General features: G+C 40.5%; 17 protein-coding genes and 1 other RNA gene. 9 read left to right on the forward strand and 9 right to left on the reverse strand.

The window, feature by feature from the left end:
* Positions 1–14: 14 nt before the first annotated feature.
* Positions 15–332: a YbaY family lipoprotein gene (locus tag AC2VOY_RS11250; protein ID WP_491831456.1), complete on the forward strand. Its 318-nt coding sequence runs from the start codon at positions 15–17 to the stop codon at positions 330–332.
* A 90-nt stretch (positions 333–422) separates the two neighbouring features.
* Here AC2VOY_RS11250 and AC2VOY_RS11255 read toward each other — a convergent pair whose 3' ends face one another.
* Positions 423–740, reverse strand: a complete 318-nt coding sequence (locus tag AC2VOY_RS11255; protein ID WP_491831457.1) for an MGMT family protein — start codon at positions 738–740, stop codon at positions 423–425.
* A 207-nt stretch (positions 741–947) separates the two neighbouring features.
* Between AC2VOY_RS11255 and ffs the strand changes: the two genes are divergently transcribed.
* Positions 948–1,044: signal recognition particle sRNA small type (ffs, locus tag AC2VOY_RS11260), an RNA gene on the forward strand.
* A gap of 93 nt (positions 1,045–1,137) precedes the next feature.
* Here ffs and AC2VOY_RS11265 read toward each other — a convergent pair.
* The gene (locus AC2VOY_RS11265; protein ID WP_491831458.1) at positions 1,138–1,452 is read right to left on the reverse strand and encodes a helix-turn-helix domain-containing protein; all 315 of its coding nucleotides are present in this window, start codon (positions 1,450–1,452) and stop codon (positions 1,138–1,140) included.
* A gap of 127 nt (positions 1,453–1,579) precedes the next feature.
* On the opposite strand from AC2VOY_RS11265, the gene AC2VOY_RS11270 reads away from it, so the two are divergent.
* From AC2VOY_RS11270 to AC2VOY_RS11280, 3 genes are all read left to right on the forward strand, one after another.
* Entirely contained in the window at positions 1,580–2,014 is a 435-nt protein-coding gene (locus AC2VOY_RS11270; RefSeq protein ID WP_491831459.1) for a GNAT family N-acetyltransferase, read from the forward strand.
* 231 nt (positions 2,015–2,245) lie between these two features.
* Complete coding sequence (locus tag AC2VOY_RS11275; RefSeq protein ID WP_491831460.1) at positions 2,246–2,722, forward strand: GNAT family N-acetyltransferase; 477 nt, start codon at positions 2,246–2,248, stop codon at positions 2,720–2,722.
* A 459-nt stretch (positions 2,723–3,181) separates the two neighbouring features.
* Positions 3,182–3,421 (forward strand): hypothetical protein, encoded by a 240-nt coding sequence (locus AC2VOY_RS11280; RefSeq protein WP_491831461.1) that lies wholly within the window; start codon positions 3,182–3,184, stop codon positions 3,419–3,421.
* Positions 3,422–3,496: 75 nt separating this feature from the next.
* Here AC2VOY_RS11280 and AC2VOY_RS11285 read toward each other — a convergent pair whose 3' ends face one another.
* Positions 3,497–3,682 carry a hypothetical protein gene (locus AC2VOY_RS11285; RefSeq protein WP_491831462.1) on the reverse strand — a complete coding sequence of 62 codons (186 nt, stop codon included), beginning with the start codon at positions 3,680–3,682 and terminating at the stop codon, positions 3,497–3,499.
* A gap of 241 nt (positions 3,683–3,923) precedes the next feature.
* On the opposite strand from AC2VOY_RS11285, the gene AC2VOY_RS11290 reads away from it, so the two are divergent.
* Both AC2VOY_RS11290 and AC2VOY_RS11295 read left to right on the forward strand, forming a co-directional pair.
* Positions 3,924–4,409: a DUF3015 domain-containing protein gene (locus AC2VOY_RS11290; protein WP_491831463.1), complete on the forward strand. Its 486-nt coding sequence runs from the start codon at positions 3,924–3,926 to the stop codon at positions 4,407–4,409.
* A 141-nt stretch (positions 4,410–4,550) separates the two neighbouring features.
* A complete protein-coding gene (locus tag AC2VOY_RS11295) occupies positions 4,551–6,413 on the forward strand; it encodes an Lnb N-terminal periplasmic domain-containing protein (RefSeq protein ID WP_491831464.1) in 1,863 nt (620 codons plus the stop codon).
* Positions 6,414–6,418: 5 nt separating this feature from the next.
* Here AC2VOY_RS11295 and AC2VOY_RS11300 read toward each other — a convergent pair whose 3' ends face one another.
* The 3 genes from AC2VOY_RS11300 to AC2VOY_RS11310 all read right to left on the reverse strand — a co-directional run bounded on the left by AC2VOY_RS11300 (position 6,419) and on the right by AC2VOY_RS11310 (position 9,258).
* Complete coding sequence (locus AC2VOY_RS11300; RefSeq protein WP_491831465.1) at positions 6,419–6,793, reverse strand: TehB family protein; 375 nt, start codon at positions 6,791–6,793, stop codon at positions 6,419–6,421.
* Between the two features lie 516 nt (positions 6,794–7,309).
* Entirely contained in the window at positions 7,310–7,519 is a 210-nt protein-coding gene (gene cspE / locus AC2VOY_RS11305) for a transcription antiterminator/RNA stability regulator CspE (RefSeq protein ID WP_491831466.1), read from the reverse strand.
* Between the two features lie 362 nt (positions 7,520–7,881).
* On the reverse strand, positions 7,882–9,258 hold the full coding sequence (locus tag AC2VOY_RS11310) for a nicotinate phosphoribosyltransferase (protein ID WP_491831467.1): 1,377 nt from the start codon (positions 9,256–9,258) through the stop codon (positions 7,882–7,884).
* A 198-nt stretch (positions 9,259–9,456) separates the two neighbouring features.
* Between AC2VOY_RS11310 and AC2VOY_RS11315 the strand changes: the two genes are divergently transcribed.
* Positions 9,457–9,654 (forward strand): DUF2986 domain-containing protein, encoded by a 198-nt coding sequence (locus AC2VOY_RS11315; protein ID WP_491831468.1) that lies wholly within the window; start codon positions 9,457–9,459, stop codon positions 9,652–9,654.
* Positions 9,655–9,719: 65 nt separating this feature from the next.
* On the opposite strand, the gene AC2VOY_RS11320 is transcribed toward AC2VOY_RS11315, so the two are convergent.
* Complete coding sequence (locus AC2VOY_RS11320; RefSeq protein ID WP_491831470.1) at positions 9,720–10,175, reverse strand: hypothetical protein; 456 nt, start codon at positions 10,173–10,175, stop codon at positions 9,720–9,722.
* Between the two features lie 199 nt (positions 10,176–10,374).
* On the opposite strand from AC2VOY_RS11320, the gene AC2VOY_RS11325 reads away from it, so the two are divergent.
* On the forward strand, positions 10,375–11,316 hold the full coding sequence (locus AC2VOY_RS11325; protein WP_491831471.1) for a D-2-hydroxyacid dehydrogenase: 942 nt from the start codon (positions 10,375–10,377) through the stop codon (positions 11,314–11,316).
* 108 nt (positions 11,317–11,424) lie between these two features.
* Here the strand turns inward: AC2VOY_RS11325 and AC2VOY_RS11330 are convergent, their stop codons facing one another.
* Positions 11,425–11,715, reverse strand: coding sequence for a putative quinol monooxygenase (locus AC2VOY_RS11330; protein ID WP_491831472.1), 291 nt, complete (start codon positions 11,713–11,715; stop codon positions 11,425–11,427).
* 87 nt (positions 11,716–11,802) lie between these two features.
* The gene (locus tag AC2VOY_RS11335) at positions 11,803–12,597 is read right to left on the reverse strand and encodes an N-acetylmuramoyl-L-alanine amidase (RefSeq protein ID WP_491831474.1); all 795 of its coding nucleotides are present in this window, start codon (positions 12,595–12,597) and stop codon (positions 11,803–11,805) included.
* Positions 12,598–12,720: the final 123 nt, after the last annotated feature.

Consider the following 12,720-nt stretch of genomic DNA (forward strand, 5'->3'; position numbering starts at 1 on the left):
TCGCAACGGAAAATGTGACGGGACAGGTAGGATACCGACAACACATCTCATTACCTGAAAGTGCACGTATCAATGTGGTATTAATTGATAAGTCTGTTGAAGATGAAACCGTAATTGCATCACAAACAATAGAACCGACTGGCCTGCAAATGCCGTTCGATTTTAACATTACTTTTGATAACGCGAAGATCGACCCAAGTCACTCGTATGCTGTCACTGCAAATGTTGAAATTCACGGGGAAGAGTTTTACCGCACCAACTCGGACTATTTAGTGATCACAGGTGGCAATCCAACCCAAGGTCTTGAGATCGTAATGGATAGCGCTTTATAAAAGCATAGCCAGTTGTATCGATTCTCACTTGGGAAATAGCGTAGTTAGTCTCTAGCTGCGCTATTTTTTTATTTAAAATTCATCCGTTAGCTATAGATCCCAGCGATAAACTCGCATTCGAACGCGTCCAGACTCACTGACTTCAATGCCTTCAGAGCAAAGCTTTTTCTTTTGACGCAACATATCTTCATTTTTAAGCGATATTTGACCTTGGCTGTTAAGCACTCTGTGCCATGGTAGTGTGCTGTCTTTTGGAAGGCGAGCCAAGAGTTTCCCTACATGCCTTGCATAACCAGGAAAGCCTGCCATTTTGGCGACCTCGCCATAGCTGGTGACTTTGCCATGGGGAATATGTGCAAGTACAAGATAAACTTGCTTTTCAAAGTCTTGCCTGTCTAATTGAGTCATATTAAGATTTCTTCAACTAAGAGTTTTTCTACTAAAATCTTCTAAAGCTTGATTGGATAGAAGGGAGATGAATAAACTTTGTGCATTCAAACCTAAGTTGGGGTGTTTTTCAAGTCTAACGCTTGCATTTGTGAATGGCTTAGGCCATAATCCCCACACGTTCAAGGCATAGTACAAACTTGCTTTCGAACAACAAATCTATGGAGGCCCTGGTCCTCCCGCAATACTAGTTCGTGAACTTGGTCAGGCCCGGAAGGGAGCAGCCACAGCGGATGACGTGTGTGCCGGGATGTGGCTGGGGCTTCCACCTATCTGCTCTATGATAAAACTCCAATCCTAAATTTATCAATACTTACATCTATCATCTGATCTCGAACTCTCCAAAACTAGCTTCATCTTAATCATCCACCTTATGCTTTAGCGTTTTAATTAAGTTTATTTTTTCACTGTCACTTAATTTATGCATAAGACATATCAGCTCAGCACTCACTTCATCATCACAAAAAAAGAAATGCAATGGGACATCAAACTCTTCTGCCATACGACGCAAAGTACTAATATCAGGTATATGACGTCCTTTTTCATAGTGATTCATACGCCCACTTGCTGAACTTTCGTCGATTCCAATTCTCAGCCCAAGTTCTTTTTGGCTAATTTTGGCTTTTTTACGTACTGCTTTAAGTCTGGCTGGAATTGGGTTATCTTTTTGCATGGTAATACTCTTTTTTGTACGCTAGATTACTTAGATTTCCTAAGTTTAGCTTAAAATTGAGTGCTTAGTAACCTTAGCTTCGTTGCTCATCTCTTAGCCGAGCGTTAACCATCAAAATGGAGAAAACATGGAAGTTCAATTTTTAGAGAAAAACTCTGATTATGCTTTAGTAATGGAAGTATTATTGCAACTTCGGCCAGACTATGATTTAAACTCTTTATCTGCCCAAGTCGAGAAGCAGCAGTTAAGTGGCTATAAAGTCGTTTACGCTAAATCCTCAGAAGGTGTACTGGCTGTTGCTGGTTTCAGTGTTGGTGAAAAACTAGCATGGGGCAAGCATATTTACATCGAAGACTTGGTGACGAACTCTCAATTTCGCTCGCAAGGGGTGGGTCGTGTTCTCATCGATTGGTTTAAATCGTATGCGTTAGAAATCGGTTGTAAGCAAATCCATCTAGATTCTGGGGTTCAGCGTTTCCAAGCACATAAGTTCTACTTGCGCGAAGGCTTTCATATTGCAAGTCATCACTTTTCAATCCTAGGTGTTAATCAAAACCAATAAATCTTAAGTTTTGTCGCAGATAATACCTACAATTTTTAACTCGGCGTTATAGTTTCAAAGGAGGAACTGTGGTCGTAATATGGTGATGATGTTCAGGATTTAACATACAATATCAATGTATAGGGGGGCTAATGGGCAAAGTAATTTTATTTGGTTATATTGATATTCCAGAAAACGAATAACAATCTGTTGAAGAATGACTTAACACTTACCATTTTGGGTTCAAATAACATGATCAAGATTAGAAATTATAAAGAAACAGACGCTCGTGAATTATGGGCAATATTTTTTCATACGGTTCGCAACGTGAATATACAAGATTATTCGCAAGAGCAAGTAGAAGCTTGGGCGCCAGATAATTTTGATCTTGAAATATGGCAACAAAGAATGAATGCATTGTCTCCTTTTATTGCTGAAATAGACGGTGTAATTGTCGGTTATTCAGACCTTCAAGAAAATGGACTAATCGATCATTTCTTTTGTCACCATGAATATCAAGGCAAAGGGGTGGGACGAAGCTTAATGGAGCATCTGCTGACACTTAGTAAGCAACAAGGCATCACGAGGATTTACTCAGAAGTGAGCATCACAGCGCGAGCGTTTTACGAAAAATTTGGATTTAAACTTGTTCAAGAACAAAGGGTTGAGGTTCGTGGCCAACAATTACGTAACTTTGTCATGGAACGAATCAGTTATTTAAATGAATAAGCTATCTATTGGTAAGAGAGAAAGCACTTGGCAGTGTGTGCTAGCTAAAATTAAATCTTACCTGACTCACAACGTTTGAGTGCTTCGAGATAATAATAATCCCCATAATTCAAAGATGCATCTAAATCGATATTACCCGGATAATTTCCTGTCGCTTGCTTTAACAAGAAGTGCCCTTGTTCATTTTCATATTGAGCCCTTAAACTGTTATTTAATGGACTTAATATATTGATTTGTATTACAACATCAACTAACCCATGTAAATTATGCGACTTATAAGAGGCTATAGTATCGACGCATACAAGAATTTTAATGTTATGACTTCAGATAGGGAAACGCTATTTTGGTGGCCCTGTTGGCTCTTAATATATAATCCAGCGAGAGTGGTTACAAAAAAGTAAACATGATTCATTGATTATGTTAGGGTACTACCAATCTTTAGTTTGATGGAGACAGGTCATGAATGAGAGTTGGGCGGATATCTTTCCATACTTTGCTGGCGCGCTTAAGCTTATTATATTAGCCATTGGTGCCTACTACGCGATTAAATGGCATTTTGATGAAGATAGAAGGTTGAGAGAAGAAGACGGCGAAGTTGTTGATCGCGCAAGCCTGATGAAAAAGGTGATGCTGATCGCCGTGCTCCCAGTGGTTCTGATCACTTTGGTGGTTTATGCAACGAATTGGGTGCTAGGTTAATGAATTGAGTCGTCGAAAATCTAAAGTGGCGACTATTTACTTAGCCTATCCAACCACACTCGGCCATTTCCCCATTCAAATATAGGTTCGGCAATACTGAGTTTTGGCTTGTTCCACTTGCTTTGTGTTGCCTGCTTTGTCCGTGTAAACACAAACCTTTCTGGTATCAGAAATCTCAACTTCATGCGATAACTTCCATTGCGCAGCCAAGGTTTGGGAAGAAAAGGCGAGCGCCAAAAGTACAATATATCTAATTTTCATAACTAAACTCCACTTGTGTATTCATTTGAGTATACATAAAAATCTACCCATCACCGAATTACCTATTGCGTTACGCGCATTTGCACCTGCGCAAGTATCTATCACACCTTTTGGTTAAATAAATGACTTAGTTTTGTTAAAAAAATTATACGCTTATGCTATATTGAAAATTCATATGGCTTTGAAGCGGTTTATCTTGCTGTCATATGATGGACTGAATATTTAATTATAAGGATGTATTATGAAAAAAACGCTTGCTGCACTCGCTCTGGTTGCGACGCTTCCTTTCTCTAACCTAGCTCTTGCTGACCAAGATATTGGTTGTGGTTTAGGTTCGATGCTTTTTGCTGGTAAATCTGGCAAAGTCTCAAAAGTTCTTGGCGCAACAACCAACGGCACATCTGGTAACCAAACGATTGGTATCACTTTTGGTACACTAGGTTGTGACGGTTCAGGCACTATTACTTCTTCGCAAAAACTTGCAATGTTTATTGATGGCAACATGGATAACCTAGCACGTGATATGGCGAAAGGTGATGGCGAAACACTGGCAACCTTGTCTGAAGTCTGGGGCATTAACCAAGCTGATCAATCTGCATTCAATACGACCGTTCAAGAAAACTTCTCAGATATTTTTGCTTCTGAAAATGTCACTTCTGAAGAAGTATTTGCGAATCTAAATAACGTGATTGCACAAGACGAAGCGCTTGCTGCATATCGTATTTAATCGACAGATCTTAGATAAAGTGCTCTAATATGGGCACTTTTTTATTTTATTCCGTTATATTTAATGACGCCTATACCCAGGCTGTTCAACTATTTGGGTATATAAAAAATAAATATAAGGAAAGGTCAGTAACGGTAACTCATGAAGTTTTTAAATCTTAACGCGTTTTTATGTTGTAGCCTTCTTTTTTCCCCGCTTTCTTTTGCTGCGCCAACATTTGATGCGCAAAAATTCAATCTTTATCAGCTCTCGCAAGATCCCTATTGGATAAAACTCGGCCATTATTTATCAAAACCTTTACGCGGCTCAGTCAGTACTGTGCGTCAAGGGCCATTTTTTATCTCAGATATAGGTAAAACTAATCCATATTCTGAATTATCCGCCACCATTGAGCTGCTTTATAATGAAAATGAAGATGTTGCCAAACACGCGCAATGTCAATATCCGGCGCGCTATACTTGGCTTGAATCTTTACATGGTCGCGATGCTAAGCTTGATTGCCCTGAGCTGGAAACTTGGCGTGAAGTGATCGATCCTGCCGGCATGACGCTGGTATTTCCAACCGCATTTATGAATAACCCATCTTCGATGTTTGGGCATACGCTATTAAGGGTGGATGCCAAAGATCAAACCCGCAATAAAGAGCTCGTCGCATTTGCGATTAACTTTGCCGCAGAGCCGCAAACTCAAGATAACCCAGCAGTCTTTGCCATGAAAGGTCTGACCGGCAGCTACCCAGGGCGCTTTACCTTAATGCCATATTATCGCAAAGTGCGTGAATATAATGATATTGAATCGCGTGATATCTGGGAGTATAAACTCAAACTCAGCCCAGAAGAAGTCAATCGCGTGTTATTGCATTTGTGGGAAATGAAAGAAGCGGATTTTGATTATTACTTTATTGATGAGAACTGCTCGTATCAATTATTGGCTTTACTTGAACTTGCCCGCGAAGACTTATTCTTAATTAAAGACTTTCCATTTCAAGCCATCCCATCAGATACAGTTGAGGCTTTGGCCAATAATGACTTATTAGAAATGCCAAGGTATCGCGCTGCATTTGGGACGCGCTTAATGCACCAAGCGCAAGAGTTAGATCCCAAGCTTTTTGATGCTGCAATTAAGGCCAAACAAGGGGAATATCCATCAGCGCAAGAATATAGCCCATCTGAGCAGGCGGCTATTTTAGAGTTTGCCTATGAATGGCTTAACTTTGAGTTGTATGACGAATCCCTTGAACGTGACACGACAGCCAAGCAGCTTAAGCAACTATTAATTCAGCGCAGTAAACTGAAAGTTGATTCGCCGTTTTCACCAGTGCCAGTGCCAGAGGTTTCACCTGAGCGTGGACATGCATCAGGGCGTATTGGCGCAGGTTTTCAAGCCTTTGATCATAGCCCAAACAAAGGTACTTTCGAGTGGCGGGTCGCTTATCATGATTTACTCGACTCGCAAGCAGGTTTTATCCCCGGCGCGCAAATTAGCTTTTTAGATACGCAAATAAGCTATGATGAGGATGATAATGTAAAATTGGATCGTTTTTATTTCCTAGACACCATGGCGCTTGCGCCGAGCAATAAAGTTTTTGATAGCATGGCATGGAATATACGTCTAGGGTTTGATCGTAAACCTATGGATGATAAACAAGCAGGGCGTTGGTTCTTGCAAGGTGGCACGGGCAAAGCATGGGGAAGCGCCGATGCGCTACATGTTTATACCTTATTTTCGAGCCAGTTTAGCTATGGCGATGCCACAGATGATGATGCCTCTTTCGGCTTTGGAGTTGAAGCTGGCGTGTTATATCAGCTTGGTAAAAATCACAGATTGGGCTTGCAGGGGCAATATTTAGGCTTGATTGATTCAAATGCCGATCAAGACGCTGCGCTGACAGCAAGTTGGAACTGGTCATTTAACCGTCACTGGGCGCTACGCAGCCAAGTCCAATATCAAGATTGGGAGCGCGAAGATACGTCTGCAAAAGTGACGGCTTATTTTTATTATTAAGCTTATTATTCATCCAGCAAACCTTCAATTGGCTTGGTATGAATACGTGATGATTTGAATAAGGATTTATTCGCAGATTTAGGATCTGCCCAAAAATTAATATTAAATTGGGCATCATCACTTAATTCAACGCGGTGCCAATATTGCGGTGGGCTTATGGCAAAGCAGCCCGCCTCAATCACAATGACTTGTTCAGGCTTAGTAGCAGTCTCATTGGCAAAACCATAGAAAGTGACAGTGCCTTGCATGACGCAAATCTGACCAAAGACACCTTCGGCAGTATTATGGTGAGTCAGCAGGGCTTTGGGGACATTTTCTTTGGTGAAAAAGTGGGTGGAGCTTCTTATTTTCCAGTGACTTGGGATAATGTGTTGTGGCATCTGGCGCACTCCTTTGGCTAGCGTATATACACAAATATATGCGTATAAGCCTAGGTGCTTTAAATACGAAAGTACATTATCCGTCAGTGAATGTGTGATAAATTTTAACTTTATATGAAAACAAGCGTCTTCAAACAAATATATTTTTTAAATTAAGCTGTTTTTTTAGTTGTCGCAGGTTTTTGACGGCTTTGTTGAAACCAAAAGCGCTTGCGACCAAGTGAACGTGACATAGGATGTCCTTATTTATAAAGTTTCATTTTTATATGATTAAATATTTCAGATACAAGTATACAAAGTAAATATTTAAAAAATATTAAAGATAAAACAAAGATATTATTTATAATGAAGCGAATGAAATCAGAAACGTACGACTAATACAGAGCGGGAATGGCAGGTATGAGGATAGGTTAGGATTTTTGTAGCGTGTTATAAATAGCGTTAGATATACAAATATGGCGTAAGCTGATAAACAACCTACGCCACGAAAGCTTTACTCAATTAAATGAGTGAATCTTATAAAGCTACAACGTTTGCAGCTTGAAGACCTTTTTGGCCTTGTTCTACTTCGAAAGACACTTTTTGGCCTTCGTTTAGAGTTTTGAAGCCTTCAGAAGCAATCGCACGGAAGTGTACAAATACGTCTTCGCCGCCATTGTCTTGAGTAAGAAAACCGAAACCTTTAGCTTCGTTAAACCATTTTACTGAACCAGTTGTTTTAGACATTGTGTGTCCCTTATATAATTTTGAAAATAATCGCGAAATTGCGAGATGCTAGTAGCTGGGAATTATTTAATATATATCTTGAAGCTAAGGGAAACACTGAGGATAACATTGAAGCAACACAAAGGGTTTTACTTTTACAACTGATGTATCATTGAATAACTCTGAACTTCAGAGCGACGCCATTATTGTCTTTTACGGGGGGGAAGTAAAGGTTTATTTTTGTTTTTTCGTTAATTAATTTAATAAAAGGTAAAATAAAATATTTCCTTTTACGCCCAACACCTTGAAACAAAGCAAGTAACTGAGTTTTTAAGACACAATTACTCGCTTTTATTTTTTATCAATTTTTTGATTTATTTTGGTTAGACCAAAGCGCGAGCGCGAATCGTCTCTAAATTTTCATCAATGAAGAGCTCACCATCTTTATACACACAGCGTAGTAAATCCGTGCGACCGTTTAATTCTTGTTGGCGAATGGTTTGATACCCTTTACTTGGATCAAAAATAACCGCAAGTTTGCCTTTTTTCGAGCGCTTGTTGTGATCCGTTGCGGGATCTTTATACACATCGACCCATTTGCCAGCGACTTTTGCCGCAGATGCTTTCATGGCAAATTTTAAAGTGTCACGATTTACTTTTTGTAAGAGCTCAGCGCCCATACCAAAGGTTATATTTTCAGCGCTGATGCGGTTTGATTTTAGTTTTTCTAAAATAGCTTTAATCGTAAAGCGAGAAATCCCATCGCCTTGGATAACGCGGACATAATCAGGCAGAACGCGATAACCTTTTGCATTGATGCTTGAGCCAAATGCATCCATTAGCTTTTCAATGGTTTGTAAAACAATTTCAACCGGATCGCCAGAGTCAGGGCGGATCACTAAGGTGCCACCATTTGTGATGACTTGTTCGCGTAGGGCTTTGCCCCAAATTTCATCGACGGCGTAAAATAAATCATAGCTATCAGACACCACAGCAAAGACATTTCCTTGGCCACCAAATTGAGCCAACATATTTTGATAGGCATCTTGCTCGTGCTCGCGTCCCCAAGTGGTCATGGTGCTGTGCTCAGAAGCCGGAATTGAAAAGGCTGCCATTTTTTCATGATAATAACGACGCGCATAAACCAATGAACTCACCGTATCAGTGCCTTTAAAGTTGACCAAGTGGGCCAAGCCGCCAATCCCGGCAGATTCTTCTGAGCTTACGCCGCGCGCGCCAAAGTCATGCAGCTTAAAGTCAATCCCATCAATGTGGCCTGCGGTTTCATGCATATATTTTGCAATGATTTTTTTACATGCATAGGAGTGGGTTGCGATCGTGGTTGGATACCAAATGGCGCGCAGGAGCGAGGTTTCAATAAAGCTGGTTAGCCAAGCGCATTTAGGATCTGTGTTCATCACTTGGACTAAAGCATTATGTACTGGGACTAAGGTGCCTTCCGGCAGCGCTTGGATCTGTATCGGCAATTTGCCATTGTGAGTGTCGACAATATAGCGCCAGCCTGCTTCATTAAATGGCATGCCGTGAAGCTGAAATATTTCTTTGGCTTCGTCGATATCTTGATGACTAATGTTTTGTAGTAAATATTCTTTGATAAACATTTGTAGACCAAAAAATATGCTTTGTTCGTATTCACCACCGCGAGATTCAATATAACTGGATACATATGTTGTATCTTCTGGGTATTGTAAATAGTGAGATGATTTATATGAATCTGTGTTTAAGATGATGTTTTTCAAGACAAAACCTCTTCGTCATGGGAAGCAATTGGCATACTTTAACAAGTATTGAAGAAGTAATTAAACCAATATTTATCTGGCTTTGCAATTTTACTTCAATATTATCCCAGTCTAGATTCAGGAATATTTGGGATATTGTTATGGATCGGTTATAATTCGCGCCCAATTGAGAGACCTGTCCTTTAAGAGTATCTATTTATGAACCGCAAAAAGAAAATTAATCAAGCGTTAAAACAAGCGCAAAAGAAGAAAAATTCAAAGCTGCATAAGAGCAATAAGCCACGCTATATTTCAAAAGCCGAGCGCGAAAAAATGGCGCAAGAAGAAGCGCAACAAAATGTGCAAAATGAAGCCGTGGAAACTCAAGAAAGCACGCAAGAGGTTGATAAGGCTTAAGTTTTCGGCGCATAAATTTGACAGATTGCCTCAAATGCAGTTGCAATGAGGCAGGCTGTTAAACTTTACTCTTCTTTTGAAAGCTCAATAAATCTTTCGCCGTAAATTGCAAAATATGGTGTGTTGAGCGTGTAATGATCAAAAATTTCTGTGCCTACTGGCGCGGTGCAGAAAAATGCCATGATTGAATTGATGCATTTTACCTTGTTAAAATCTATATCCCCAAAAATATACGTGTAATCCTCTGCATTAACATCATCAATTAAAATCCCTTTATCTGCAGCTTCGTTATCCACCACGCTCCATTGTGTTTTACCTTCTGAGGTTAATGCCTCAAGGCGTGTTACATCAAAGGTTTGCAGGTGTAACTTATCATCTGCTGCGGCATCTGCAGGTAAGACTTCAACATAATGGCCTTCCAAACTTGTGGTTAGGCTTGTGCTGGTGCATGCGCTCAGAGCAAAAAGGCTGGCAGTGAGCATAAAGAAGGGGTGGCGCATGCAGCTTAGTATTTTATTCATCTTAACATCCGTTATTAATTCTGACTGACTTCAATTTTATCTAACTCATACGAGTATAACCTTAGTTTTTATCGAACTAAATACTCGAGATTATCTATTTAAACTAATTGCTTAAGGAATCAGCGAAGTGGTACTTTAAATGAGTGCCGAAAGACTAAGATTTTAGAAAGTTAATGTTTTATAAGGATAGAGACGGGATATGAAACTTGTATTTTTAGACAGCCATGCACTGACTCAAAAATTAGATGTGCCAAGTTGGATAAGCGAATGGGTGAATGCAGAACTTGCGCCAAATGATTCGATTAAAGAGATTGCCCAAGGCGCGCAAATTATTATCACCAATAAAGTTAAAATTACGCAAGATGATCTGAAGCATCTACCTGAGTTAAAACTGATTTGTGTCAGCGCAAGCGGTTATGATCATGTCGATATTCAAGCCTGCCAAGAACAAGGGATCACTGTTTCAAATGTGGCGGAATACTCGACCCAAAGCGTTGCCGAGTCTGTGATTGGCTCTATTTTTGTACTTAGACGACAAATGCTGCATTATCGTGAGTTAGCTCATGAAAAATGGCATCAATCGGATCACTTTTGTGTCTATGGCAAGCCGATTTTAGATCTTGACCAATCTGTTGTGGGGATCATTGGCCGTGGCGCGATTGGCAATAAAGTTGCGCAACTGGCGCAAGGCTTAGGCATGTCGGTGATTTTTGCAGAGCGCAAAGGTGCAACAACTGTGCGTGAAGGGTATGTCAGTTTTGAAGAATGCTTAAAAACGGCTGATATTGTGAGTTTACATTGTCCAGCCAATGCACAAAATGTTGATATGATTGGCAAAGCTGAGCTGGATTTAATGAAGCCAACCGGCATTTTAATTAATACCGCGCGTGGTCAACTCGTGGATGCGAAGGCCTTAATTGATGCGTTAGATAACGAGCGCATTGCTGGCGCGGCGCTTGATGTGCTCAAACAAGAGCCGCCACAAGCCGATGATATCTGCTTAACCCACAAGCGCGATAACCTTTTGGTGACGCCGCACATTGCTTGGACAAGCAAACAAAGCCGCGCCAATATGTATCGTATTTTGGCTGAAAACATTGAAGCTTTCCATCAAGGCAAGCCGCAAAATGTAGTAAGTTAAAAATACCGAGTAAAGCCATTTCTTATGCGCTGATTTTTGCTGTGTATGGTGGGGCGAATAAGGCAATATTTCCCAAGCCGTTGCCGGGAAATTGCCTTATTCTTTTGATTAAGAAATATGCGTCAATTCATTAACGTTAAATGCTTCAATCATATCTTGGGTTGCAGCGCCAAATGCTTGGAAGTGCGGCGCTTGCATATGCGCTTCAAGTGCTGCTTTTGATGCCCAGTTTTCAAAGAAGATGAAGTGCGCAGGGTTGGCGTTATCCTGATGCAAGTCATAGCTAATACAACCTTCATCTTGACGGCTTGGCGCGATCAGTTTTTCAAGCTCAGCTTTCACGGTTTCGATGTGTTCAGGCTTAGCAGTAATTTGTGCAACAATAGTTAATTTGCTCATTTTGTTTCCTTGATTGGTGCGTTTATATAAAGTCATCCTAACACCTAAGCTATAAAAGTCATATAAGCTTTAACTCTTATATACGGACTAAAAGTTATATTTTTTCTTGAGTGCTAGCAATGCTGCCACTGCTTGTGGCGTAACTTTTCCTGTGACGATACTCGGCGTGAAATGGGTTTGAAATGCGCGCACCACATCTTCTTTATTTTCATCTGTTATCATCGGATAACCATAGTCAGTTAAATCTTGATAAAAGCTTGCTTCATCCAATGGCTTGTTTTTGAGCTTGTCTAACATGGTTAGATAATCGCTTGAATCATACCAAGCGCCATAGCCTTGAGTCGCTAAATATTGCCAAGGAAAGCGTGGCCCAGGATCTTGCTTGCGGCTTGGCGCTATGTCTTGGTGACCAAGATAATTCCTTGCTTTGATATTGGGATATGTTTGTTTCAGTTTCTCTAATACTAGAAGTAAATTAGCAATTAATTTCGGCGAGAAGTCTTGGTAATCACATTCGCTATAGCTTGGGTTACATTGAATCGTCTGCACAATTTCAATCCCAATTGAGGTGTCGTTAAGCCCGTGACGTCCATCCCAATACGACACCCCTGCATGCCAAGCGCGCTTATCTAAATCTACCATTTGGTAAATATTGTCCTCACTCACCACAAAGTGACTGCTGACTTGTGCCTTGCTATCTTGAAAAAGCTCAAGAGTCCGATCTTGCGTCTCTGCGGTGTAGTGGAAGACTATGCTTTGCACGCGATCATTTTGATTTGGGCTCACAAGGCTGGTATTTATATCCGGAAAGCTTACATTTTGGGCGCAGGCGGTGAGCATGCTAGCACTAAAAGCTAAGGCAAGGGTGACGAGTGGTTTCATATTCATCCTGAAAGTTAGTTAGGCTAGATCGTAAAAGCCTACACAAATATTAGATTCTTATCTTACCATTAAATAAAACGCCCTCAAGTGCAGGCACAAGAGGGCGTTTGGGTTTCATTTAAG

It is taken from the genome of Vibrio sp. KMM 9700, from assembly GCF_058545285.1.